At 73.5% G+C, this 23,840-nt stretch carries 28 protein-coding genes and 1 pseudogene; 6 read left to right on the forward strand and 23 right to left on the reverse strand.

All coding sequences use genetic code 11. From position 1 onward, the window contains the following. Window positions 1–177: 177 nt before the first annotated feature. The 9 genes from trpA to hisI all read right to left on the reverse strand — a co-directional run bounded on the left by trpA (window position 178) and on the right by hisI (window position 7,136). Window positions 178–996, reverse strand: coding sequence for a tryptophan synthase subunit alpha (gene trpA, locus V7E45_RS22050; protein WP_333775931.1), 819 nt, complete (start codon window positions 994–996; stop codon window positions 178–180). Continuing rightward, the gene (gene trpB / locus V7E45_RS22055) at window positions 993–2,276 is read right to left on the reverse strand and encodes a tryptophan synthase subunit beta (protein WP_333775932.1); all 1,284 of its coding nucleotides are present in this window, start codon (window positions 2,274–2,276) and stop codon (window positions 993–995) included. Before trpB ends, trpA begins: the two co-directional genes overlap by 4 nt. 78 nt (window positions 2,277–2,354) lie before the next feature. Continuing rightward, window positions 2,355–2,588: a tryptophan biosynthesis modulator TrpM gene (gene trpM / locus V7E45_RS22060; protein ID WP_333775933.1), complete on the reverse strand. Its 234-nt coding sequence runs from the start codon at window positions 2,586–2,588 to the stop codon at window positions 2,355–2,357. A gap of 20 nt (window positions 2,589–2,608) precedes the next feature. Continuing rightward, entirely contained in the window at window positions 2,609–3,418 is an 810-nt protein-coding gene (gene trpC, locus V7E45_RS22065; protein ID WP_333775934.1) for an indole-3-glycerol phosphate synthase TrpC, read from the reverse strand. A gap of 136 nt (window positions 3,419–3,554) precedes the next feature. Then, the gene (locus V7E45_RS22070; RefSeq protein ID WP_333775935.1) at window positions 3,555–3,995 is read right to left on the reverse strand and encodes a DUF2752 domain-containing protein; all 441 of its coding nucleotides are present in this window, start codon (window positions 3,993–3,995) and stop codon (window positions 3,555–3,557) included. Window positions 3,996–4,052: 57 nt separating this feature from the next. Further along, window positions 4,053–4,310: an HGxxPAAW family protein gene (locus tag V7E45_RS22075; protein WP_333775936.1), complete on the reverse strand. Its 258-nt coding sequence runs from the start codon at window positions 4,308–4,310 to the stop codon at window positions 4,053–4,055. Window positions 4,311–4,486: 176 nt separating this feature from the next. Then, window positions 4,487–5,125 (reverse strand): TIGR02234 family membrane protein, encoded by a 639-nt coding sequence (locus V7E45_RS22080; RefSeq protein WP_333775937.1) that lies wholly within the window; start codon window positions 5,123–5,125, stop codon window positions 4,487–4,489. 50 nt (window positions 5,126–5,175) lie between these two features. Continuing rightward, on the reverse strand, window positions 5,176–6,672 hold the full coding sequence (locus V7E45_RS22085) for an anthranilate synthase component I (RefSeq protein WP_333775938.1): 1,497 nt from the start codon (window positions 6,670–6,672) through the stop codon (window positions 5,176–5,178). A gap of 11 nt (window positions 6,673–6,683) precedes the next feature. Then, window positions 6,684–7,136, reverse strand: a complete 453-nt coding sequence (hisI, locus tag V7E45_RS22090; protein WP_443056131.1) for a phosphoribosyl-AMP cyclohydrolase — start codon at window positions 7,134–7,136, stop codon at window positions 6,684–6,686. A 140-nt stretch (window positions 7,137–7,276) separates the two neighbouring features. Here hisI and V7E45_RS22095 point away from each other — a divergent pair, with 140 nt between their 5' ends. Together V7E45_RS22095 and V7E45_RS22100 are read left to right on the forward strand one after the other, a co-directional pair. Beyond that, window positions 7,277–7,912, forward strand: coding sequence for a TIGR03085 family metal-binding protein (locus V7E45_RS22095; protein ID WP_333775940.1), 636 nt, complete (start codon window positions 7,277–7,279; stop codon window positions 7,910–7,912). A gap of 37 nt (window positions 7,913–7,949) precedes the next feature. Continuing rightward, entirely contained in the window at window positions 7,950–8,348 is a 399-nt protein-coding gene (locus tag V7E45_RS22100) for a VOC family protein (RefSeq protein ID WP_333775941.1), read from the forward strand. A 3-nt stretch (window positions 8,349–8,351) separates the two neighbouring features. On the opposite strand, the gene V7E45_RS22105 is transcribed toward V7E45_RS22100, so the two are convergent. The 10 genes from V7E45_RS22105 to hisD all read right to left on the reverse strand — a co-directional run bounded on the left by V7E45_RS22105 (window position 8,352) and on the right by hisD (window position 16,051). Further along, on the reverse strand, window positions 8,352–9,593 hold the full coding sequence (locus tag V7E45_RS22105; RefSeq protein ID WP_333775942.1) for an MFS transporter: 1,242 nt from the start codon (window positions 9,591–9,593) through the stop codon (window positions 8,352–8,354). 14 nt (window positions 9,594–9,607) lie between these two features. Then, window positions 9,608–10,195: an ArsR/SmtB family transcription factor gene (locus V7E45_RS22110; RefSeq protein WP_333775943.1), complete on the reverse strand. Its 588-nt coding sequence runs from the start codon at window positions 10,193–10,195 to the stop codon at window positions 9,608–9,610. A gap of 139 nt (window positions 10,196–10,334) precedes the next feature. Continuing rightward, window positions 10,335–11,090: an imidazole glycerol phosphate synthase subunit HisF gene (gene hisF, locus V7E45_RS22115; protein ID WP_333775944.1), complete on the reverse strand. Its 756-nt coding sequence runs from the start codon at window positions 11,088–11,090 to the stop codon at window positions 10,335–10,337. Then, entirely contained in the window at window positions 11,090–11,491 is a 402-nt protein-coding gene (locus tag V7E45_RS22120; protein ID WP_333775945.1) for a RidA family protein, read from the reverse strand. The genes hisF and V7E45_RS22120 overlap by 1 nt, the downstream gene beginning before the upstream one ends. After that, window positions 11,488–12,213, reverse strand: coding sequence for a bifunctional 1-(5-phosphoribosyl)-5-((5-phosphoribosylamino)methylideneamino)imidazole-4-carboxamide isomerase/phosphoribosylanthranilate isomerase PriA (gene priA, locus V7E45_RS22125; protein WP_020939446.1), 726 nt, complete (start codon window positions 12,211–12,213; stop codon window positions 11,488–11,490). Before priA ends, V7E45_RS22120 begins: the two co-directional genes overlap by 4 nt. 3 nt (window positions 12,214–12,216) lie before the next feature. Beyond that, entirely contained in the window at window positions 12,217–12,858 is a 642-nt protein-coding gene (gene hisH, locus V7E45_RS22130; protein ID WP_333775946.1) for an imidazole glycerol phosphate synthase subunit HisH, read from the reverse strand. Further along, a complete protein-coding gene (locus tag V7E45_RS22135) occupies window positions 12,855–13,019 on the reverse strand; it encodes a hypothetical protein (protein WP_020939448.1) in 165 nt (54 codons plus the stop codon). The genes hisH and V7E45_RS22135 overlap by 4 nt, the downstream gene beginning before the upstream one ends. Window positions 13,020–13,023: 4 nt before the next feature. Beyond that, complete coding sequence (gene hisB, locus V7E45_RS22140; protein ID WP_317442820.1) at window positions 13,024–13,626, reverse strand: imidazoleglycerol-phosphate dehydratase HisB; 603 nt, start codon at window positions 13,624–13,626, stop codon at window positions 13,024–13,026. Further along, window positions 13,623–14,729, reverse strand: a complete 1,107-nt coding sequence (locus V7E45_RS22145; RefSeq protein ID WP_333775947.1) for a histidinol-phosphate transaminase — start codon at window positions 14,727–14,729, stop codon at window positions 13,623–13,625. The genes hisB and V7E45_RS22145 overlap by 4 nt, the downstream gene beginning before the upstream one ends. Continuing rightward, window positions 14,726–16,051, reverse strand: coding sequence for a histidinol dehydrogenase (gene hisD, locus V7E45_RS22150; RefSeq protein ID WP_333775948.1), 1,326 nt, complete (start codon window positions 16,049–16,051; stop codon window positions 14,726–14,728). The genes V7E45_RS22145 and hisD overlap by 4 nt, the downstream gene beginning before the upstream one ends. A gap of 178 nt (window positions 16,052–16,229) precedes the next feature. Here hisD and V7E45_RS22155 point away from each other — a divergent pair, with 178 nt between their 5' ends. The 4 genes from V7E45_RS22155 (at window position 16,230) to ybaK (ending at window position 20,333) form a co-directional block, all read left to right on the forward strand. Beyond that, entirely contained in the window at window positions 16,230–17,807 is a 1,578-nt protein-coding gene (locus V7E45_RS22155; protein ID WP_333775955.1) for an oxidoreductase, read from the forward strand. 165 nt (window positions 17,808–17,972) lie between these two features. Continuing rightward, window positions 17,973–19,022 carry a hypothetical protein gene (locus tag V7E45_RS22160; protein WP_333775949.1) on the forward strand — a complete coding sequence of 350 codons (1,050 nt, stop codon included), beginning with the start codon at window positions 17,973–17,975 and terminating at the stop codon, window positions 19,020–19,022. Window positions 19,023–19,033: 11 nt separating this feature from the next. Continuing rightward, window positions 19,034–19,774 (forward strand): LON peptidase substrate-binding domain-containing protein, encoded by a 741-nt coding sequence (locus V7E45_RS22165; RefSeq protein ID WP_333775950.1) that lies wholly within the window; start codon window positions 19,034–19,036, stop codon window positions 19,772–19,774. A 58-nt stretch (window positions 19,775–19,832) separates the two neighbouring features. Further along, on the forward strand, window positions 19,833–20,333 hold the full coding sequence (ybaK, locus tag V7E45_RS22170) for a Cys-tRNA(Pro) deacylase (RefSeq protein WP_333775951.1): 501 nt from the start codon (window positions 19,833–19,835) through the stop codon (window positions 20,331–20,333). 267 nt (window positions 20,334–20,600) lie between these two features. Here ybaK and V7E45_RS22175 read toward each other — a convergent pair whose 3' ends face one another. From V7E45_RS22175 to V7E45_RS22190, 4 genes and pseudogenes are all read right to left on the reverse strand, one after another. Beyond that, window positions 20,601–21,254 (reverse strand): AAA family ATPase, encoded by a 654-nt coding sequence (locus tag V7E45_RS22175; RefSeq protein ID WP_333775952.1) that lies wholly within the window; start codon window positions 21,252–21,254, stop codon window positions 20,601–20,603. 34 nt (window positions 21,255–21,288) lie between these two features. Continuing rightward, a complete protein-coding gene (locus V7E45_RS22180; protein ID WP_333775953.1) occupies window positions 21,289–22,110 on the reverse strand; it encodes an ABC transporter permease in 822 nt (273 codons plus the stop codon). A gap of 76 nt (window positions 22,111–22,186) precedes the next feature. Then, the gene (locus tag V7E45_RS22185) at window positions 22,187–23,200 is read right to left on the reverse strand and encodes an ABC transporter ATP-binding protein (protein WP_333775954.1); all 1,014 of its coding nucleotides are present in this window, start codon (window positions 23,198–23,200) and stop codon (window positions 22,187–22,189) included. A 62-nt stretch (window positions 23,201–23,262) separates the two neighbouring features. Beyond that, a pseudogene (locus V7E45_RS22190) lies at window positions 23,263–23,840 on the reverse strand (NYN domain-containing protein); the annotation flags it as partial.

Genomic DNA, 23,840 nt, shown 5'->3' on the forward strand with positions numbered 1-23,840 from the left:
GGCGGGTAGCCCCACGAATAAAAACCCCCCCCCCCCCCCCCCGCGCCGCGGGGGCCCCCCCCCCCCCCCCCCCGGACCGAGGTCCACTCGTTCGAGTGACCGAATCTTCCGTTGTGAACGGTGTGAACCCGATGGGACCTGATGGACGTTGTGACCGTTACGTACGCCTACGGACGGTCACGTCCGGCCGCGGACGCCCTTGGCCAGGTCACCGGCGAGCTCGCGGACCGCCTCCAGGCCGGAGGCGTGGTCCGGGGCGTCCAGCATCCGCTTCACGAACGCCGAGCCGACGATGACGCCGTCGGCGAAGCCGGCGACCTCGGCGGCCTGGGTCGCGTTGGAGACGCCGAGGCCGACGCAGACGGGCAGCCCCGTGCCGGTGGCCCGGGTGCGCTCCACCAGGTCGTGGGCCTGCGCGCCGACCGACTCACGGGTGCCGGTGACGCCCATCAGAGAGGCGGCGTAGACGAAGCCGCTGCCCGCCGCGGTGATCTCGGCGAGCCGCTCGTCCTTGCTGCTGGGGGCGACCACGAAGACGGTGGCGAGACCGTGCTTCTCGGCGTGCTCCCGCCACAGGGCCGACTCCTGGACCGGCAGGTCGGGCAGGATGCAGCCCGCGCCGCCCGCCTCGGCCAGCTCGGCGGTGAAGCGCTCGACGCCGTAGCGGTCGATGGGGTTCCAGTACGTCATCACGAGCACCGGCTTGCCGGTCGCCGCGTGGGCCTCGCGCACCGTGCGCATGGCGTCCGCGATCTTGACTCCGCCGCGCAGGGCGATGTCGTCGGCGGTCTGGATGACCGGGCCGTCCAGGACCGGGTCGCTGTGCGGCAGGCCCACCTCGACGACGTCGGCGCCGCCGTCGAAGACGGCCTTGATCGCCTCGATGCCTCCGTCCACGGTCGGGAAGCCGGCCGGGAGGTAGGCGATGAGCGCGGCCCGCCCCTCCGCCTTGGCGGCGGCGAGGGTGTCGCTCAGCAGCTGCACGTTCCCGCTCACTTGGCGTCCCCCTCGATCTCGGCGGTGTCGGCTGCGTCGGCGGCCACCTCGGCGTCGGTGTCGTAGAGGCCGAAGTAGCGGGCCGCGGTGTCCATGTCCTTGTCGCCGCGGCCGGACAGGTTGACGACGATCAGCCCGTCCTTGCCCAGCTCCTTGCCGACCTCCAGGGCGCCGGCGAGGGCGTGGGCGCTCTCGATGGCCGGGATGATGCCCTCGGTGCGGGACAGCAGGCGCAGCGCCTGCATGGCGGCGTCGTCGGTGACCGCGCGGTACTCGCCGCGGCCGCTGTCGCGCAGGTAGGAGTGCTCCGGGCCGACGCCCGGGTAGTCGAGGCCGGCCGAGATGGAGTACGGCTCGGTGATCTGGCCCTCCTCGTCCTGCAGGACGTAGGAGCGGGAGCCGTGCAGGATGCCGGGCTCGCCCGCGGTCAGGGTGGCCGCGTGCTCGCCGGTCTCCACGCCGTGCCCGGCGGGCTCGCAGCCGACCAGGCGCACGCCCTCGTCGGGGATGAAGGCGTGGAAGAGGCCGATGGCGTTGGAGCCGCCGCCCACGCAGGCGACGGCGGCGTCGGGCAGGCGGCCGGTCCGCTCCAGGATCTGGCGCCGTGCCTCGACCCCGATGACCCGGTGGAAGTCGCGGACCATGGCCGGGAACGGGTGCGGTCCGGCGACCGTGCCGAACAGGTAGTGGGTGCGGTCGACGTTGGCGACCCAGTCCCGGAACGCCTCGTTGATGGCGTCCTTGAGGGTGCGGCTGCCGGACTTCACGGCGACGACCTCGGCGCCCAGCATGCGCATGCGGGCCACGTTCAGGGCCTGGCGCTCGGTGTCGATCTCGCCCATGTAGATGGTGCAGTCGAGGCCGAACAGGGCGCAGGCGGTGGCCGTCGCGACGCCGTGCTGGCCCGCTCCGGTCTCGGCGATGACGCGGGTCTTGCCCATCCGCCGGGTGAGCAGGGCTTGGCCGAGCACGTTGTTGATCTTGTGGGAGCCGGTGTGGTTCAGGTCTTCCCGCTTGAGGAACACCCGGGCGCCACCGGCGTGTTCGGCGAACCTCGGCACCTCGGTGAGGGAGCTGGGCCGGCCGGTGTAGTGGACGAGCAGGTCGTCGAGCTCGCGGGCGAACTCGGGGTCGGCCTTGGCCTTCTCGTACTCGACGGCGACCTCGTCCACGGCGGCGACGAGGGCCTCCGGGATGAACTTGCCGCCGAACGCGCCGAAGTAGCCCTCGGCGCTGGGCACCTGGCCGCTGGGGTCAGGGATGAAGAACTCGCTGGGCATGCGGAAACCTCACGGTGAGTGTGTGTGGGAAGGACACGGTTCGCCGTGGGGGCGGGGTTGTCGTCCGGCCGCGGGCCGTCAGTGGTGGCTCGCGCCCACGCGGCGCTGCCGCGTGTCCGGGCACAGCCCCGCGCCCCTGTGGGGGCGCCGCTGCCATCGCATGCCGTTGACCTGCCCGGGCTCGTCACCGATGACGTACCGCACCCGCCGGCCGTGCACCCTGCGGGCGGGCGCGCGGCAGCCGCGGGGCCGGCAGCCGCGCGCCAGGCGCGCGTACCGGTCCGTGGCGGTGCGGGATGCGGTCGGGGTCATCGTGGTCGGCCGGCCGTCGCTCAGCCTCGGCCGTGCCGCAGCGCGGGGTGCTCGCCCGCCGCGACCAGGTCGGAGACGGCAGCCTTCGGGTCGCGGCCGGTGACGAGGGATTCGCCCACCAGGACCGCGTCGGCGCCGGCGTTGGCGTAGGCGATGAGGTCGTGCGGTCCGCGCACGCCGGACTCGGCGATCTTGACGATGTGGTCGGGGATCTCCGGGGCGACGCGCTCGAAGGTGCCGCGGTCGACCTCAAGCGTCCTCAGGTTGCGGGCGTTGACGCCGATGATCCGGGCGCCGGCGTCCACCGCACGCTCGGCCTCGTCCTCGTCGTGCACCTCGACCAGCGGGGTGAGGCCGATGGAGACCGCGCGCTCGATCAGCGACTCGAGGGCCGGCTGGTCCAGGGCGGCGACGATCAGCAGCACGAGGTCGGCGCCGTACGCCCGGGCCTCCCAGAGCTGGTACGACGTGACGATGAAGTCCTTGCGCAGGAGCGGGATGTCCACGCGGGCGCGGACGGCCTCCAAGTCGGCCAGCGAGCCGCCGAAGCGGCGCTGTTCGGTCAGCACCGAGATGACGGCGGCGCCGCCCGCCTCGTAGTCGGCGGCGAGCCCGGCGGGGTCGGCGATCGCGGCCAGCGCGCCCTTGGAGGGGCTGGAGCGCTTGACCTCGCAGATGACCTTGACGCCGTCGCCCTTGAGCGCGGCGACCCCGTCCTTGGCGGCGCGGGCCTTGGCGGCACGCTCCTTGAGCTCGTCGAGGGTGACGCGTGCCTGCCGCTCCGCGAGGTCGGCACGGACTCCGTCGATGATCTCGTCGAGCACACTCACGCGAGCGGCCCCCTTCCAGACGGTCGTTCCTTCGGGCTCTCGAAAACCCGTGGTCAATGCGATGGTATCCGGAGGTCCACGAAGGCCCTGCATCCGAGCTATAGCGGTCCCACAACCTGGACGTCCGCGGGGACGCTCACGGGTGCAGCCAGCCGCCGGACGGCAGGTTGCGGACCACGGTGAAGACCAGCAGCAACGCGCCGACGCCCCACATCTGCGCCCGCCGGGGTTCGAACCGCGGCGGCCGGCCGCGCACCGCGCGGACCACCCAGACGGTCCACAGCACGGCGAAGCCGAGGAAGGCGGCCACGCCCGCCGCGTTGTCGTGCAGGGCGGTGACGAGGTCGCCGTGGACGAAGGCGTGCGCGCTGCGCAGCCCGCCGCAGCCGGGGCAGTACAGGCCGGTGAGCCGGTACAGGGGGCACACCGGGTAGTGGCCGGGCTCGTTCGGATCGACCGTGCCCACGTACGCGAAGGCCCCGGCGACGGCCGCGAGGAGGCCGGCCGGGACGGCGAGCCGGCCCCACAGCGCCGGGGGCGGGGTGGTGCGCGGTGCGGTGCGGCTGTCGGCGTTCACGCTGGCATTGTGCCCCGCACGCCCGCCCCTCGCGGGAAGCGCGGGAAGCCGGGCCGCTCAGCCCTCGGCGCCGGCCGGCTCGCGGGCCGGGACCGGGGCCGTGCGCGCGGGGGCGTGCGTCTGCTTCGGCTGGCCGAGGCCCATGGCACGCATGACGGCGCCGACGACACCGCCGAGAGCGATGATCACCATGCCGGCCCAGAAGCCCAGCGGCTGGGCCATCACCATGAAGGCGCCCGCGACGCAGAAACCGATGAAGGCGATGATGACGCCGGTCCAGGCGGCCGGGGTGTGACCGTGGCTGCTGCCCGCCATGACTTGCTCCTCGTTGCTGTGTACGTGTCGAAGTTCGCGTCGTACGTGTGGGTGTCCGGGTCCGCCCGTCACTGTCCGAGCCGGACGCTCACCGTCCATTGTCGCGTACGCGGGTGCCCGCCGGACGCGGGGGTGGCGTCTGGTTCGCCACATCCGGCGGCGGTGCGGGACGCGCCTCAGGAGCCGGTCGGGTCCTCGCCGCGGTCGAGGGCCTTCCAGATCTCCTCGGGGCGCTCCGGGTCCACCGGGCGGGCCTTGCGGCGGGGCCGGTCGGCGCCGCGCTCGTAGCGGCCGGACATGGCGGGCCACCCCTTGCCGTAGCGCAGCGCGAGCAGCCCGGCGAGCAGGATCAGGACACCGCCCGCCACCGCGACGTACGGCCAGCCGGTGTGGCCGAGGGCGGCGACCGTGGCCGCGGTGTCGCCGGTGGCCTGCGCGGCCTTCTCGTCGAGCGCGGAGGCGTCGGAGGCGCCGGCGAGGGCCGCGGCGGCGATGCCGGCGCCGGAGAGCGTGAGCAGGGCGGCGACGGCGACTCGGCCGGCTCCGCGGACGGCGAAGACGGCGACCAGGGCGGCGAGGCCCACTATGGCGAGGGCCGCGGGGACGCCGGTGACGTCGCTGCCCTTGACGGTCAGCGGGAACGCGCCGCCGGCCACCGTGGCGGTGCCCTCCGACCAGCGCTGCCGGGTCGCGAGCAGCGTCACGGCCGCGCCGAGCGCGCCGCACAGCAGGGCCACGGCGAGGCTCCGCCGGCCGGACCGGGCGGGTGCGGCGGCTTCGGAACGGGGGTGAGGTACGGCTGTCACGTACTCCACTATCGCCTGAGCCCCGGGCGAACCGTCACCCGGGGTTCGTCACGGGCCGCTCAGACCCGTCCCAGGCGGTTGGCGGTGTGCACCGCGCGCAGGACCGCGGCGGCCTTGTTGCGGCACTCCTGGTCCTCGGCGACCGGGTCGGAGTCGGCGACGATGCCCGCGCCCGCCTGGACGAAGGCGGTGCCGTCCCGCAGCAGGGCGGTGCGGATCGCGATGGCGGTGTCGGAGTCGCCGGCGAAGTCGAGGTAGCCGACGCAGCCGCCGTACAGGCCGCGCCGGGAGGGCTCGAGTTCGTCGATGATCTGCATGGCGCGCGGCTTGGGGGCGCCGGACAGGGTGCCCGCCGGGAAGCACGCGGTCAGCACGTCGAACGCCGTGCGTCCCTCGGCGACCCTGCCGGTGACGGTCGACACGATGTGCATGACGTGCGAGTAGCGCTCGACGGACATGAAGTCCACGACCTCGACCGAGCCGGGCTCGCAGACCCGGCCGAGGTCGTTGCGGCCGAGGTCGACGAGCATGAGGTGCTCGGCGCGCTCCTTGGGGTCGGCGAGCAGTTCCTCGGCGAGCGCCTGGTCCTCCTGCGGGGTGGCGCCGCGGTGCCGGGTGCCGGCGATGGGGTGGACCATCGCGCGCCCGTCCTCGACCTTCACCAGCGCCTCGGGTGACGAGCCGACGACGTCGAAGGCGCCTCCGTCGCCGAGGGGGAATCGGAACAGGTACATGTACGGGGAGGGGTTGGTGGCCCGCAGCACCCGGTACACGTCCAGCGCGGTCGCCGTGCACGGGGTCTCGAAGCGCTGCGAGGGGACGACCTGGAAGGCCTCGCCCGCGCGGATGCGCTCCTTGACGTCCTCGACGGCCCGCTGGAAGTCGGGGCCGCCCCAGCGGGCCGTGTACGCGGGCAGTTCGGACGGCGGCAGGACGGCGGGCGGCTGGGCGACCGGGCGCGCGAGGTCCGCCTCCATGGCGTCCAGGCGGGCCACCGCGTCCGCGTGGGCCTCGTCGACGCCGGTGTCGAGGTCGTTGTGGTTGATCGCGTTGGCGATCAGCAGGACCGAGCCCTCCCAGTGGTCCATGACGGCGAGGTCGCTGGTGAGGAGCATGGTCAGCTCGGGCAGCCGCAGGTCGTCGCGCTCGCCGGGGCCGATCTTCTCCAGGCGGCGGACGATGTCGTAGCCGAGGTAGCCGACCATGCCGCCGGTGAAGGGCGGCATGCCCTCCTGGTGCGGGGTGTGCAGGGTCTCGATCGTCGCCCGCAGGGCGGCCAGCGGGTCGCCCTCGGCGGGGACTCCTACGGGCGGGGTGCCGAGCCAGTGGGCCTGCCCGTCCCGCGTGGTGAGCGTGGCGGCGCTGCGGACCCCCACGAAGGAGTAGCGGGACCATGAGCGGCCGTTCTCCGCTGACTCCAGCAGGAAGGTGCCGGGGCGTTCGGCGGCGAGCTTGCGGTAGAGCGCGACCGGGGTGTCGCCGTCGGCGAGGAGCTTGCGTGTGACCGGGATGACGCGCCGGTCGGTGGCCAGCTTGCGGAAGGTCTCGAGGTCCATGACGGCCGACCCTACTGATCCGTGCCCGGGGCGCCCGGACCGGCGTCCTTGAGCAGCACGTCCTCGTCGAAGCAGGTGCGCGCGCCGGTGTGGCACGCGGCGCCCACCTGGTCGACCTTGACCAGCACGGTGTCGGCGTCGCAGTCCAGGGCGACGGATTTCACCCACTGGAAGTGGCCCGAGGTGTCGCCCTTGACCCAGTACTCCCGGCGGCTGCGCGACCAGTAGGTGCAGCGGCCCGTGGTGAGCGTGCGGTGCAGCGCCTCGTCGTCCATCCAGCCGAGCATCAGCACCTCGCCGGTGTCGTACTGCTGGGCGATGGCGGGCAGGAGTCCGTCGGCGCTGCGCTTGAGGCGCGCGGCGATCTCCGCGTCGAGGCTGCTGGGGGGAACGCTGTGGCGCGAAGCGCCTCCTTCAGGGGCGGCGGCCGGGTGGCGGGAGGGAGTGCCGGTCGAACTGGTCATGGGTGCCATTGTGCCGCGCGGCAGGTGCGGTGACGGTCCGTGTCCACGGGGCGGACCGCGACGCCCGGTGCGTGGTCGCCGTGGACACCGGACGGCGGTGCCCGCTGGGCGGACGCGGTACGGGGTCGTAGGCTGACGGCATGTCGACCTTCGCCAAGCGTGAACGGCTCCTGCTCGCCGACCTCTTGGAAACCGTCGGACCGGACGCCGAGACCCTCTGCGAGGGCTGGCTGACCCGGGACCTCGCCGCGCACGTGGTGGTGCGCGAACGGCGGCCGGACGCGGCGGGAGGCGCGCTGATCAAGCCGCTGGCCTCGCGGCTCGAGAAGGTGCAGGCCGAGTACGCGGCCAAGCCGTACCAGGAGCTGATCCGGCTGATCCGTACCGGCCCGCCGCGCTTCTCGCCCTTCCAGCTCAAGCAGATCGACGAGGCGGCCAACATCGTCGAGTTCTACGTCCACACCGAGGACGTCCGCCGGGCCCAGCCGGACTGGAGCCCGCGCGAGCTCGACGCGGTGTTCCAGGACGCGTTGTGGTCACGTCTCGAGCGCACCGCGCGGCTGGTGGGGCGGGGTGTGCCGACCGGACTGGTGCTGCGTCGCCCGGACGGTCAGACGGCGGTCGCGCACCGCGGCACGCCGGTGGTCACGGCGACCGGGGAGGCGTCGGAACTGCTGATGTTCGTCTTCGGCCGGCAGAGCGCGGCCAAGGTGGAGCTGGACGGCGAGGAGGACGCGATCACCCGGCTGCACGAGTCCAGGCAACTGGGCATCTGAGTCCGGGCGACCCGGCACCCGCGAGAGAGGACCCGCCATGATCAAGGTGGCGATGACCAGTGTCTTCGTGGACGACGTGGCCACCGCGCACGCCTTCTACACGGGGGTGCTGGGTTTCGAGACCCGGCTGCACATGGATCTGGGCGGCGGCACGCTCTTCGTCACGGTCGGGGCGCCCGAGGGTGCCCAGCCGGACCTGCAGCTGCTGCTGGAGCCCGGCGACGGTCCCCTCGCGGAGCCGTACCGCAAGGGGCTGTACGAGGCGGGGCTCCCCTGCATCGTCTTCTCCGTGGACGACCTGCGGGCGGAGTACGACCGGCTGCGCGGGCTCGGGGTCCGGTTCACGCATCCGCCGCAGGAGCAGGGGCCGGTGCTGGCCGCGGTGTTCGACGACACGGTCGGCAACCTGGTCCAACTCACCCAGCCGATCGGCTGAGCCTCAGCGCGGCAGTTCGGCGCGGCGCAGGGCGGGGACGCACAGAGCGACGACCCCGCCGAGACCGCAGACGACGGCGCTGACCACGAACACCGGGCCGAGCCCCCAGACGCCGATCGCGGCGGCCGCGAAGGGCATGCTCAGCGGGGCGAGGCCGAGACTGACCAGGCTGGACACGGCGGTGACCCGGCCGAGGCGTGCGGGGTCGGCCTGGGTCTGCAGCAGGGCCCCGCACATGGCGCCGCTGAGTCCGGCGAGCAGCCCGATGAGCAGGGCGGTGACGACGGCCGCGGCGAGGTTCGGCGCGTAGCCGAGGGCGCCGATGGCGACGGAACCCGCGAGGACGGCGCAGGCGGCGACCAGCCCGGCGCGCGGCAGCCGTCCCCGGACGGTGAGCAGCAGCGAGGCGGCGCCGAACCCGGCGAGCACCGAGCCCATGCCGGAGGCGCCCCAGCCGCGCTGGTCGGCGAGCAGGGTGAGGCCGACGTTGAGCGGGCCGACGAAGCCGAAGTCGCCGAGGGCGATGGCGACCATCAGCGGGGCCAGGACACGATGGTGGCGGACGTAGGCGAGCCCGGACCGCAGGTCCCGCCAGGGGGTCGCCTCCCGGCCGCCCTGCTTCTCGTCCGCCGGCAGGTCCCTGACCCGGACGGAGTACAGCAGGGGCACCGACACCGCGATGAGCAGTCCGGCGAGCGCGAAGGCGGCGGCCGCGCCGCCGGCCGCCACGCCGAGGCCGCCGAGCGGGGCCCCGACGACGCTCGCGAACCGGATCGCGAGTCCGCGCATGCCCTGGACCCGGGCGAGCTGCGGCTTGCCGGTGATCCTGGCCGGCAGGGCGCCGACGGCGGGCATGAACACGGCGTCCACGGTGCCGAAGACGAGGGCCAGCAGGGTGAGCGGCCACAGTCCGGGGCTGGTGACGAACAGCAGGGCGGCGACCGCGAGCACGGCGGCGCAGCGCACGGCGTCGCTGCCGATGACGACGCGGCGCGGGCCCAGCCGGTCGGCCAGCACTCCCCCACCGAGCATGAGCACGGCCCTCGGCAGCGCGCTGACCGACATCACGACGCCGGCCTCGGCGGGGGTCCCGGCCTGGACGGCGGCCCAGGACAGGGCGATGTAGTAGATGCTGTCGCCCAGCATCGAGGAGGTGTAGGCGCCGAGCCAGCGCAGCACGTTCGGGTCGCGGTGGGCGGGGCGGTCCGCGGTGACGGGGACCGTGGGTACGAGGGTGTCGGTCACGGAGGGTGCCCTTCTCAGACGCGGAACGGGAAGCCGTACACGTGCAGCGCGACGTGCTCGCGCCCCTCGGTGTCGCCCGCGGCCTCGCGGTGACGGGCGCGCTCGTCGTACCGCTTGACCACGTCGAGCAGTTCCCGCTTCATCTCGGTCAGTTCGGCGGGGGTGAGGCGCAGCAGCGACTCGGAGTCGGAGGACGCCGCGTTCCACTCGTGGCCCCATGCCGCGCGCTGGTCGAGGTAGGTGCGGTACATCTCGGAGCGCTGTTCCTGGAAGAGCCGGGAGGCGGCGACGTGGGCGGCGGCCTTCTCCGGCGCGTCCCGGAAGTCCTGGTCGCGGATGGAGACGCCCTGGGTGGCCGGCTGCCACCAGCGTTCCCTGGCGTCCGCGCTGCGCGGTTCGGCCTCTTCGACGAGGCCGTGCTCGGCGAGCTTGCGCAGGTGGTAGCTGACGAGTGAGACCGCTTCGTCGACCTGTTCGGCGAGCTGCGAGGCGGTGGCGGCCTCGGCGGCGAACAGCAGCCGGTAGAGCCGCATGCGCAGGGGGTGGGCCAGTGCCTTGAGCGTGCCCAGATCCGTGATCTGCCGCTGTTCTCTGCTTGCCATGCCCACGACCGTATATGCGAAAGAAAAATTGCACAACAGATATTGCGCAACTTCTCTTTCGCATCTCTCGCATGTCCGGGCGTGCGAAGGCCCCGGCACCCCTCACGGGGCGGCCGGGGCCCGGAACCTCAGCGCGTCGTCACCGCACCGGGTGACCCGCCTCCCGCAGCGTCTGCTTCACCTCGCCGATCCGCAGGTCGCCGAAGTGGAAGACGGAGGCGGCCAGGACCGCGTCCGCGCCCGCCTCGACGGCCGGCGGGAAGTCGGCCAGCCTGCCCGCGCCGCCGGAGGCGATCACCGGGACGGTCACGTGCTTGCGGACGGCCGCGATCATCTCCAGGTCATAGCCGTCCTTGGTGCCGTCGGCGTCCATGGAGTTGAGCAGGATCTCCCCGGCGCCCAGTTCGGCGGCGCGGTGCGCCCACTCGACGGCGTCGATGCCGGTGCCCTTGCGGCCGCCGTGGGTGGTCACCTCGAAGGAGCCGGACTCGCCGCGGCGGGCGTCCACCGACAGCACCAGCACCTGCCGGCCGAACCGCTCGGCGATCTCGCGGATCAGGTCGGGGCGGGCGATGGCCGCGGTGTTCACGCCGACCTTGTCGGCGCCGGCCCGCAGCAGCCGGTCCACGTCCTCGGCCGTGCGGACACCGCCGCCGACGGTCAGCGGGATGAATACCTGCTCGGCGGTGCGGCGCACCACGTCGTAGGTCGTCTCTCGGTTGCCCGAGGACGCGGTGATGTCCAGGAACGTCAGCTCGTCGGCGCCCTCGGCGTCGTACACCTTGGCCATCTCGACGGGGTCGCCCGCGTCGCGCAGGTTCTGGAAGTTGACACCCTTGACGACCCGGCCGTTGTCCACGTCCAGGCAGGGGATGACTCGGACCGCCAGGGTCATCAGGTCACGGCTCCTCTGAATGCTTCTAGTTCCACTTCGACCAGGATGCGCGGGTCGACGAAGCCCTCCACGACCAGCAGGGTGGAGACCGGGCGCACGGAGTCGAAGATCTCCTGGTGGGCCCGGCCCGCCTCGTCGACGTCCCGCGTATGGGTGAGGTACATCCTGGTGCGGAGCACCGAATCGGGACCGAGCCCGAACTCCGCGATCGCCTCGAGGGCGCTGGTGAAGGCCACCTTGGCCTGTTCGTAGGGGTCGCCCTCCCCGTACAGCACGGTGCCTTTGAAGGACGTCGTGCCGGCCACCAGCACCCGGTCACCCGCCGCGACGGCGCGCGCGAATCCGAAGCTCTCTTCCCAGGGACTTCCGCTCTGCACGCGCCGTACGGCTCCGGACGTCATGACGACACAGCCTCCAAGGCCTCTTCCAGGGTGAACGCCTTCGCGTACAGGGCCTTCCCGACGATGGAGCCCTCGACACCGAGGGGTACCAGCTCGGCGATCGCGCGGAGGTCGTCCAGCGACGACACGCCGCCCGAGGCCACGACCGGCCGGTCCGTGGCCGCGCAGACGTTGCGCAGCAGCTCCAGGTTGGGGCCCTGGAGGGTGCCGTCCTTGGCGATGTCGGTGACCACGTAGCGGGCGCAGCCCTCCTTGTCGAGGCGCGCCAGCGTCTCGTAGAGGTCGCCGCCGTCGCGGGTCCAGCCGCGGCCGCGCAGGGTCGTGCCGCGCACGTCAAGGCCGACGGCGATCTTGTCGCCGTGCTCGGCGATGACCTTGGCCACCCACTCGGGGGTCTCCAGGGCGGCGGTGCCGAGGTTCACCCGGGTGCAGCCGGTGGCGAGGGCGGCGGCGAGGGTGTCGTCGTCGCGGATGCCGCCGGACAGCTCCACCTTGATGTCCATCGCCCTGGCGACCTCGGCGATCAGCTCCCGGTTGTCGCCCGTGCCGAAGGCGGCGTCGAGGTCGACCAGGTGCAGCCACTCGGCGCCGGAGCGCTGCCAGGCGAGCGCGGCCTCCAGCGGGGAGCCGTAGGACGTCTCGGTCCCGGACTCGCCGTGCACGAGGCGGACGGCCTGACCGTCACGGACGTCGACCGCGGGGAGGAGTTCGAGCTTGGCCATGGTCTACAGGGTTCCGATCCAGTTGGTGAGGAGCTGGGCTCCGGCGTCGCCGGACTTCTCGGGGTGGAACTGGGTGGCCCACAGGGCGCCGTTCTCCACGGCGGCCACGAACGGCCTGCCGTGCGTCGACCAGGTGACCTTGGGGCTCTCGATCAGCGGGTTGTGGGTCTCCAGGGACCAGTCGTGGACCGCGTAGGAGTGCACGAAGTAGAAGCGGGCGTCCGCGTCCAGGCCGGCGAACAGCTCGGAGTCGGCCGGGGCCGCCACGGTGTTCCAGCCCATGTGGGGGACCACGTCGGCCTGGAGCGGCTCGACCGTGCCGGGCCACTCGTCCAGGCCCTCGGCCTCCACGCCGTGCTCGATGCCGCGGGCGAACAGGATCTGCATGCCGACGCAGATGCCCATCACCGGGCGGCCGCCGGACAGCCGCCGGTCGACGACCCAGTCGCCGCGGGCCGCGCGCAGCCCCTGCATGCAGGCGGCGAAGGCGCCGACGCCGGGCACCAGCAGGCCGTCGGCGTTCATCGCCCTGTCGAAGTCGCGGGTGATCTCCACGTCGGCCCCCACGCGTGCGAGGGCGCGCTCGGCGGACCGGATGTTGCCGAAGCCGTAGTCGAAGACGACCACCTTCTTGGCAGCGCTCAATTCCACACCTCCAGCCGCATGACGCCCGCCACCAGGCACATGGCCGCGCCGATCGAGAGCAGCACGACGAGGCTCGTGGGCATCTTCTGCTTGACGAAGGAGATGATGCCGCCGACGAGGAAGAGGCCGACGACGATCAGGAGGGTCGAGAGACCGTTCATGGATTTACAGCGCGCCCTTCGTGGACGGGAGGATGCCGGCCGCGCGCGGGTCGCGCTCGCTGGCGTAGCGGAGCGCCCGGGCGAGCGCCTTGAACTGGCACTCCACGATGTGGTGCGCGTTGCGGCCGTACGGCACGTGGACGTGCAGCGCGACCTGGGCCTGGGCGACGAAGGACTCCAGGATGTGCCGGGTCATGGTGGTGTCGTACTCGCCGATCATCGGCGCCATGTTCTCGGGCTCGGTGTGCACGAGGTACGGGCGGCCGGACAGGTCGACGGTGACCTGGGCGAGGGACTCGTCCAGCGGGACCGTGCAGTTGCCGAAGCGGTAGATCCCCACCTTGTCGCCGAGCGCCTGCCTGAACGCGGCGCCGAGCGCGAGGGCGGTGTCCTCGATGGTGTGGTGGGAGTCGATGTGCAGGTCGCCGTCGGTCTTCACGGTCAGGTCGAACAGGCCGTGCCGGCCGAGCTGGTCGAGCATGTGGTCGTAGAAGCCGACACCGGTCTTGATGTCGGTCCTCCCGGTGCCGTCGAGGTCTATCTCGACCAGCACCGAGGTCTCCTTGGTGGTGCGCTCGATTCGTCCGACGCGGACATCGCGAGTCATGCCTCAAGCTCCTTCTTCAAGTCCCGTACCGCGTCGAGGAACGCGTCGTTCTCCTGCGGGGTGCCGGCGGACACCCGCAGCCACCCCGGTACGCCGTTGTCCCGGACCAGGACGCCCCGGTCGAGGATCTTGCGCCAGGCCTCGTGGGCGTCGTCGAACCGGCCGAACTGCACGAAGTTCGCGTCGGACTCGACGACGTCGTAGCCGGCCGCGCGCAGCTCGGCGACCAGCCGGTCCCGCTCGGACTTCAACTGCTCGACGTAACCCAGCAGGGTGTCGGTGTGCTCCAGGGCGGCCAGCGCGGTCGCCTGGGTGATCGCCGAGAGGTGGTACGGCAGCCGTACGAGCTGGACGGCGTCCACGACCGCCGGGTCGGCGGCCAGGTAGCCGAGGCGGAGACCCGCCGCACCGAACGCCTTGGACATGGTGCGGGAGACGACCAGGTGCGGCCGGCCGGCCAGCAGCGGCAGCAGCGAATCGCCGTGGCTGAACTCGACGTACGCCTCGTCCACGATCACCATGGACGGCTTGGCCGCCTGGGCCGCCTCGTACAGCGCGAGGACCGTCTCGGGCGGGACCGCGTTGCCGGTGGGGTTGTTGGGGGTGGTGATGAAGACGACGTCCGGGCGGTGCTCGGCGATGGCATGCTCGGCGGCGGCGAGGTCGATTGCGAAGTCCTCGCGGCGCGGGCCGGAGATCCAGCCGGTGCCGGTGCCGCGCGCGATGAGCGCGTGCATGGAGTACGACGGCTCGAAGCCGATCGCCGTGCGGCCGGGGCCGCCGAAGGTCTGCAGCAGCTGCTGGATGACCTCGTTGGAACCGTTGGCCGCCCACACGTGCTCGACGCCGAGCGGGTACTTCCCGGTGGCCGTCAGGTACTTGGCCAGCTCGGTACGGAGCTGGACGGCGTCCCGGTCGGGGTAGCGGTTCAGGTCGCGGGCGGCCTCACGGACCCGCTCGGTGATCCGCTCGACCAGCGGCTCGGGCAGCGGGTAGGGGTTCTCGTTGGTGTTCAGCCGTACGGGTACGTCGAGCTGGGGCGCGCCGTAGGGGGACTTGCCGCGCAGCTCGTCCCGGACGGGAAGATCGTCGATGCCTGTCACTTGCCTTCCGGAACCTTCCAGCCGAAACGTGCCTTGATCGCCGCGCCGTGGGCGGGCAGGTCCTCCGCCTCCGCCAGCGTCACCACGTGGTGCGCGACGTCGGCCAGCGCGTCCTTCGTGTAGTCGACGATGTGGATGCCGCGCAGGAAGGACTGGACGGAGAGGCCGGAGGAGTGGCAGGCGCAGCCGCCGGTGGGCAGCACGTGGTTGGAGCCGGCCGCGTAGTCGCCGAGCGACACCGGCGCCCAGGGGCCGATGAAGATCGCGCCCGCGTTCTGCACCCGGTCGGCGACCGCCGCGGCGTCGGCGGTCTGGATCTCCAGGTGCTCGGCGCCGTAGGCGTCGACCACCCGCAACCCCTCCTCGACGCCGTCGACCAGCACGATCGCGGACTGCCTGCCCGCGAGGGCCGGGCGGATGCGGTCCTCGACGTGCTTGGTGGCCGCGATCTGCGGTTCCAGCTCCTTCTCCACCGCGTCGGCGAGCTCCACCGAGTCGGTGACCAGGACGGCCGCCGCGAGCGGGTCGTGCTCGGCCTGGCTGATCAGGTCGGCGGCCACGTGCGCCGGGTCGGCGGTGTCGTCCGCGAGGACCGCGATCTCGGTGGGCCCGGCCTCGGCGTCGATGCCGATCTTGCCGGTGAAGTAGCGCTTCGCGGCGGCCACCCAGATGTTGCCCGGTCCGGTGACCATGTCGGCGGGCGGACAGGACTCGGTGCCGTGGGCGAACATCGCGACGGCGGTGGCGCCGCCGGCCGCGTAGACCTCGTCGACGCCGAGCAGGGCGCAGGCGGCGAGGATCGTCGGGTGCGGCAGCCCGCCGAACTCGGCCTGGGCCGGGGAGGCGAGCGCGATGGAGCGGACCCCGGCCTCCTGGGCGGGCACCACGTTCATGATCACGGACGAGGGGTAGACGGACCGGCCGCCCGGCGCGTAGAGCCCGACCCGCTCGACCGGCACCCACTTCTCGGTCACGGAGCCGCCGGGCACCACCTGTGTGGTGTGCGTGGTGCGGCGCTGCGCGCGGTGGACCATGCGGGCCCGCCGGATGGACTCCTCCAGGGCGGCGCGCACGGCCGGGTCGAGCGCCGCCAGCGCGTCGGTGAGCGCCTGGGCGGGCACCCGCACGGATTCCAGCCGTACTCCGTCGAACTTCTCGGCGAAGTCGATCAGTGCCGCGTCGCCACGATGATGCACGGCCTCGCAGATCGGGCGCACCTTCTCCAGGGCGGCCTGAACGTCGAAGTCGGCTCGGGGCAGCAGGTCGCGCAGGGCGGGACCCTCGGGAAGGGCGTCGCCGCGCAGATCGATTCGGGAGATCACAGGGTCAATTCTCTCAGACCGGCATCGGGAGCCGTCCGCGCGTATCAATGGCTGATACAGAACGTGGCCGGAATTCGGAAGATCGCCTTCACCCCTGGTGTTCCGGGTGTCACACAACGGGCATGACCTGCTGTACGACGCAGGTGACCCATGAGTGGACAGGAAGAAGGACCGAGCGGTGACCGAGGGGGCCGGCCTCCACACCGGAGACCTGCCGGACGACCTGACCGCGGCCGAGGCGGGCATGTGGCAGGCCTTCCGCAACGGCAGCGTGTACGACCTGAGCAGCGGGGACGCGGTCGTCGACGATCCGCACGGCGGGCACCCTTGGGGACCCGAGCGGAGCGTCAGGGCGCGGATCGTCTGCTGGCTGCTGCTGGACGGACCGCCCGCGCTCGCGGGCCGGGTGTCCTCGCTGAAGCTCGCCGGCGTGCGCGTGACCGGCACGCTGGACCTGGCGGGCGGCACGGTCACGCCGTACGTGGAGATGCGCGGCTGCCGCTTCGACGACCAGGTCCTGCTGCCCGAGGCCCGGTTCACCACCCTGCGCCTGGTGGACTGCGCGGTGCCGCGCCTGGAGGCGGCCCGGGTGCACACCGAGGGCGATCTGCACCTGCCGCGCTGCCGCGTCCCGCTCGGGATCCGACTGACCGACGCCCACATCGGCACGGACCTGATGCTCAACCAGGCGGTCGTCCACCAGGACCGCAGCGGCCGCTCGATCGCGGCGGACGGCATGACCGTGGGCCAGGACCTGCAGGCGGAGCTGCTGGAGTCGCACGGCGAGCTGAGCCTGCGCAGCGCCAAGGTGGGCGTCTCACTGAGCCTGCGGGGAGCGAGACTGGCCAACCCCTACGCCCGCCTCGCCCTGAACGCGCCCCAGCTGACGGTGGAACGCACCCTGTACCTGACCCCGGCCGGTGTGGGCAGCCCGCTGCTGAGCGGCACCACGCCCGCGCGCGGGACGCGGATCCAGCGGTTCGAGTGCCAGGGCGGGGTGCGGCTGGACGACGGACGGTTCGGGGACGCCATCGACCTGGACCGGGCGCGGTTCGACCTCACCGAGGACCAGGTGCTGTCGCTGCGCCGGGTGCAGACGCCGGAGCTGCGCTTCCTCGGGGACGCCCCGCAGCGCGGTCAGGTGCTGCTGTCCGGTGCGCGGGTCGTCAACCTGGTGGACCGCGCGGGCAGCTGGCCCGGTCCCGGCCGGCTGCACATGGGCGGCTTCGCCTACGAGAACCTGGTACCGCGCGGGCCGTTCCCGCTGGTCCGGCGGCTGGACTGGGTGACGGCGGCCACCGCCGAGTACAACCCGGAGCCGTACGAGCGGCTGGCCGCGGTGCTGCGGGCGGCCGGGGAGGACGAGGACGCCCGGGAGGTGCTGCTCGCCAAGCAGCGCCGGCGCCGCGAGACGCTGCCCCTGGCCGGCAAGTCCTGGGGGTACGTCCAGGACGTGGCGGTGGCGTACGGGTACCGGCCCGGCCGCGCCGCGGTGTGGATGACGGTGCTGTGGGCGGCGGGCACGCTGCTCTTCGCGCACGCGGACCATCCGCCGGTGAACCCGGGCGGGCATCCGTCCTGGAGCCCCGCCCTGTTCACCCTGGACCTCCTGCTGCCGGTGGTCGACCTGGGCCAGGCCGGCCAGTGGCAGCTGCGCGGGGGCTGGCAGTGGCTGGCGGCGGCGATGGTGATGGTGGGCTGGGTGCTGGCCACGACGGTGGCCGCCGGGGCGACCCGGCTGCTGCGCCGCGGCTGACGTCCGGGGCCGGCCTGCGGGGCTGGGTTCCCGGGCCGACATCCGGAGCGGCTGTCGCCCCGATTTAGTTGAACAGTCGCCTTTTACCTGTCCTTGACCGCCGGGCGTACAACTTTCCATGACTTGCCCCGGCCCTCTGGCGCCGTCCCGACCAGCGGTCTTTCAATGGTCGACACCATGGTTCTGCTGCCGGCGTTCCTCCGCCCCACCCGGACGACACGACGTGCCTCCCGCCCCGCCGCTCCACCGGCCGGTGACGAGGTCGTGCTCGACGCGCCCGACGAGCACCTCTCCCCCGCCCTGGTCGCGGCCGGGCGGGGCGAGTACGGCGCCGCCTCCGCCCTGCTCGCCGCCACCCGCGCGTCGGCCGCCTGGGAGGACCGCGACCGGTACACCAGGCGGCTCGCCGCCTTCGCCCGCTCGCGCCCCGAGTGGTTCGAGGAGTGGCGCGCCACCGCCCCGCACGACCCCGACGTGGCCCTCGTCGCCGCCCAGCTCGCGGTGGACCGGGCCTGGCCCTCGCCGGCCCGCGCCGAACTGCTGCGCGAGGTGAGCCCGCTGATCACGGCCGCCGCCCGGGCCGAGGACCGCGACCCGGTGCCCTGGCGGATCGCGCTGGACCACGCACGCGGGTCCCGGGCCGGGCACCGCTACTTCGAGGAGCTGTGGGAGGCGGCGGTGCGGCGGGCCCCGCACCACTACGGCTGCCATGTGGCCGCCCTGCGCTACCTGGGCGCCTGCTGGCACGGCTCGCACTCCGCCTGCTTCGACTTCGCCGACCTGGCCGCGCAGGACGCCCCCGCCGACTCCCTGGTGCAGGCCCTGCCGGCCCGCGCGGCCTTCGGCTACCTCGTCGACGGCTGCGGACCCGAGGTGCCGCGCGAGCGGCTGGAGGCGGCCGCCGACCGGGCCGTGGCGCTCTCCGGCCGCTTCCCGGCGGCCGCCCCACGGCCCGCCGAGTTCCGCAACAAGCTGCTCTACGTCCTGCTCCGGCTGGAACGCTGGGACGAGGCCCGCGCCCAGCTGCCCCTGATCGGCCCGTACGCCACCTCCTTCCCGTGGGACCGGTTCTCCGACGACCCGCTGGGCCACTTCCTGCGGCTGCGCGACGCGCTCCTCGCGGCCGCTCCCGGTCCCGTCCTCGGCGAGCTCGCCGCGGTGCCCTCGCGACCGCGAACCGAGCATCGCCGCCGAGCCGCCGTCCACGACCATTAGGCTGGGGCGCCGTGACCATCGCCCGCCTGCCCCTCTTCCCGCTGAACTCGGCGCTGTTCCCCGGGCTCGTGCTGCCCCTGAACATCTTCGAGGAGCGGTATCGCGCCATGATGCGCGAGCTGCTGAAGACCCCCGAGGACGAACCGCGCCGGTTCGCCGTCGTGGCGATCCGCGACGGCCACGAGGTGGCACCGGCCGCCCCGGGCATGCCGGACCAGACCGCACAGCCCGAGCGGGGCCCGGCCGCCGGCTTCGGCGCCGACCCGCTGAAGTCCTTCCACGGCGTGGGCTGCGTCGCGGACGCGGCGACCATCCGGGAGCGCGCCGACGGCACCTTCGAGGTGCTGGCCACCGGCACCACCCGGGTACGGCTGCTGTCCGTGGACATCTCGGGCCCGTTCCTGACCGCCGAGGTGGAGGAGCTGGGAGAGGACCCCGGCGAGGAGGCGGGCGCGCTGGCGGAGGGCGTGCTGCGCGCGTTCCGCCAGTACCAGAAGCGCCTCGCGGGCGCCCGCGAGCGCTCGCTCACCACCGGTGCCGAGCTGCCGGACGACCCCTCGGTCGTCTCCTACCTGGTGGCGGCGGCGATGGTGCTGGACACCCCGACGAAGCAGCGGCTGCTGCAGGCGCCGGACACCGCCTCCCGGCTCCGGGACGAGCTGAAACTCCTTCGCTCCGAGACGTCGATCATCCGTAGTCTGCCGTCGCTGCCCGCGTTCGAGCTGACGCGGACGCCGACCAGCCAGAACTGAGCGCACGCCGCGCCCGGACCGGGCGCACGCTCCGAGCGAACCGAGGCCGACACACCCGATGGCGAAGAAGTCCAAGAAGCAGCAGTCCGGCGGGACGCCCGCGACGGTGGCCCTGACGGCGGCGGGCGTGGCCTACACGGTCCACTCCTACGACCACGACCCCTCCCACCCGTCCTACGGTGAGGAGGCGGCGGAGGCCATGGGCGTCTCCCCCGACCGGGTCTTCAAGACGCTGGTGGCCGACGTGGACGGCACCCTGACCGTCGCGGTGGTGCCGGTGTCGGGCTCCCTCGACCTGAAGGCGCTGGCCGCCGCGGTGGGCGGCAAGCGGGCCACCATGGCCGACCCCACGCTCGCCGAGCGCACCACCGGCTATGTGCGCGGCGGCATCTCTCCGCTGGGCCAGCGCAAGCGGCTGCCGACGGTCCTGGACGACTCGGCTTCGGCCCACCCGACGATCTGCGTCTCGGCGGGGCGCAGGGGCCTGGAGGTCGAACTGGCCCCCGGCGACCTGGCGGAGCTGACAGCCGCCGTACTGGCCCCCGTCGGCCGGGACTGAGCACCGCCGGAGCCCGGTGACCGGCCGGGCACGGTGACCGGCCTAAGCACGGAGGCCGACCGGCGCACGGTGACCGACCGCGTTGGCCGGGGCTGAGCACCGCCGGAGCCCGGTGACCGGCCGAGGAGCGGTGACCGACGACGTCAGCCGGGGCTGAGCAACCCCAGAGCCCGGTGACCGGCCGGGGCGCGGTGGCCGGACGGGGCGCATGGCCGGCCGGGGCGTGGTCGGGGCTCCGGGCGGTGACCGGGCCCGGGGGCTCCTCGCTCAGCCGGAGTAGGGCGCCTCGCCGGGGTAGGGCACCTCGGGGTCGCGGGGCCCGAACAGTGCGGTGAGCCCCAGATGGACCAGCAGTGCGGCCAGTGGCCAGGCGAGCAGCGCGCCCTTGGCGCCCAGCTTGAGCGGGGCGGAGAAGGTGACCCCCTTGCCCACCGCCCTCGCGTGGGCGATCACGTCGGAGGTGGGCCCGAGCCACACGCCGAGCCGCCAGGCGAGCACGGCTCCGAGCAGGCCGCCGAGCCCGAGCGCGACCACCAGCGGCACGCCCCCGCGCCGCCGCAGCAGGAACACCGCGACCGCGCTGACCGCGCCGAAGGCCAGGCTCAGCAGCGTGAACGTGCCGTCCACCCCGACCGCCTGCTCGCCCTCGGTGTCCTTGAGGTAGACCACCCAGCTCTTCTCGATCTGGTCCCCGACCAGCGGCACGTGCGGCGCCAGCCACCACCACAGCAGCCCGAGGAGCACCCCGCTCAGCGCCACGGCCAGCGTGATCACGGCGGCCTCTCGCACTTCTGTCTTCATACCGGGGCCGTCCTGTTCGTACGGGCCCGCGACCGGCGCCCCGGCGGGCGGCGGGGCCTGCCGGACCTGGTGCGGGGAGTCGTCGTGCGGCGGCGGTGGCGGAGTCAGCGGTGCGGTCACCCTGACATCGTGCCAGGTCGTGCTGTGGGCCGCGTCACCGGACGGCGGCCCGGCGGTACGCCCAGGTGGCGACGGCCAGCGAGACCACCCCGACGCCCGCGCACACCCCCAGGTCGACCAGCACGACGGCCCAGTCCGGGTGTGCCCCGAAGGTCCGGGCGTACGCCTCCACGCCATAGGTCGACGGCAGCAGGTCCCGGGCGAGCCGGATCGGTTCCGGCATCCGGTCGGCGGGCAGCACGCCCAGCAGCAGCGCCGCCGACATGCCCAGCTGCCCGAGCAGCGTGGCCAGCTCGGGGCGCGGCGCCAGCAGCCCGCAGGCGGCGCCGAGCCCGGAGAGGGCGGCCCCGGCGAGCGGGATCACGGCCAGCAGGATCCACAGGTTGGAGACCGGCAGCCCGAACAGCGCGCACCCGAAGACGGCGGTCACCAGGGTGCCCGGCACGGTGAAGGAGGCGTAGGCCGCCGCCGCGCCGAGCACCACCGCCGCGGGCGGCACCGGCAGCGTGGCGTAGTGGTCGAGGCCGCCGCTGGCCCGCAGCTGCCCGAAGTACTGCGACAGCAGGTTGAGCGCGACGTACGCGACGACGAGCACCGAGGACCCCGCCACCACGGACTGGGCCTCGCCGCCGCTGTCGACGACGCCGCGCATCATCACGGCGATGCCGACGGACTGGAAGGTCGCCACGAACAGCAGCGGGATGCGCGCCACCCGGGCGCGGGACAGCTGGGCCCGGTAGACGGCCACCAGCGACGGCCACAGCCGCGCGGGCGGTCCGAGCTCGGCCGCGCGCCGGGCCGGTTCCGGCACGGTCCGGGCTCCGCCCGACAGAATCTCCGCGGGTACGACACTCACGACGCCCTGCTCCTCTTCCCTACGGCGGCCCGGCCGCCGTCCCACAGGGACCATACGGGTGCGAAGATCTCCGCGCTCACGCCTTCACCAGCCCCTGCCGTGCCGCCCCGCCCAGTGCCAGGTACACGTCCTCCAGGCTGGGCGTGGCGAGCGTGAAGTCGTCCAGGGCGGCGAACGCGGCTCCGCCGGTGACCGTGGCGACGGCGGCCCTGGCCTCCTCGGGGGCGAGCCGGAGCGTCCAGCGCCGCCCGGCCTCCACCGCCCGCTCCCGCAGCACGGCGACCTCGGGCACCTCCAGGGGTGCCCGCTCCCGCCAGACCAGCTCCACCCGCACCTCTCCGGAGACCTGTTCCTTCAGGCCGGCCGGGGTGTCGCAGGCGATGACCCGGCCCTGGTCGAGGACGGCCACCCGGTCGAGTACGGTCTCGGCCTCGATGACGTTGTGCGTGACCAGCAGCACGGTCGTGCCGTGCTCGGCCCGCCGCCGGTCAACGGCCGCCCACACCGCGCGCCGGGCCACCGGGTCCATGCCGGTGGTCGGCTCGTCCAGGACCAGCAGCGGCCGCTCGCCGACGAGGGCGGCGGCGAAGCAGGCGAGGCGCCGCTGGCCGCCGGACAGCTTCTTCAGCGCCCGCCCGGCGAGGGGGGTGAGGCCCAGCTCCTCCAGTACGGCGTCCCGCTCGGCCCGCGCCCGCCGTACCTCGAGGCCGCGCAGCCGGCCGGTGGTCTCGGCGGCGAGGGCGACGGTCAGCTCGTCCAGGGCGGAGGACTCCTGCCCCAGGTAGGCGAGGAGCCGGGCGGCCCGCTCGGGGTGCCTGACGATGTCGTGCCCGAGGAGCTCGACGCTGCCGGTGTCCGGCCGCAGCAGCCCGGTGAGCTGCCGGACGAGGGTGGACTTGCCGGCGCCGTTCGGGCCGAGCAGCCCGAAGATCTCCCCGGACCGCACGTCCAGGTCCACGGCGTCGGTGGCCCGTACCTCGGGCGTGGCCGGCGACCCGCGCCGGCCCCTGACGGGCGGGTAGGTCTTGCCGAGCCCGCGCACGCGTACGACCTCGTCATGCCGAAGTGCCTGTGCCGCGCGCGTACTCACAAGGGACGAGACTACGGGGTCCGGGGCCTTTACTCGCCTTTGGGGGGCAGCCACACGGTATTTCAGTCGGCGGCGGGCGCGTGCTGTTCCGCGGCCGCCGGCACGTCGACCTCCCGCCAGAAGCCCGCCCGGATGGCGTAACGGTCGTGCTCGTCGATCTGGTCGTCCTTGTGGGCGAGCAGTCCGAAGCGGGCCGCGTACCGCAGCAGCTCGCCGTCGATGCGGTGCGGGATGCGCGGGTACATCGTGGACAGCCGCTGCACATGGCTCTGGTCGCCGAGCCGGGCCGTCCACCGGCGGGCGAAGACCTGCCCCACCTCGTAGGGGTCACCGCCGACCGTGGTGATGTCCTCCTCCCGGTCGGCCCACCGCTGCTCGGCGGTGGTCAGCTGGGCCAGCGTGGGCATCGAGGCGATCTCGGGCGGCTCGGCCACGGCGCCCGGCCGGTCGACCCAGCCTTTGTCGGAGGACCACCTGAGGGTCGCGGTCGTCGGGTGCTGCGCGGCCTGCGGCGCCCCGGGGGCGCGCAGCGCGGCGAGGTCCTTGGGGGTGGGTACGCCCTTGGCGGCGGGGACCCGGGGGGGGGGGGGGGGGGGGGGGGGGGGGGGGGGGGGGGGGGGGGGGGGGGGGGGGGGGGGGG

The organism is Streptomyces sp. IBSBF 3136 (assembly GCF_036815105.1).
GTDB lineage: Bacteria > Actinomycetota > Actinomycetes > Streptomycetales > Streptomycetaceae > Streptomyces.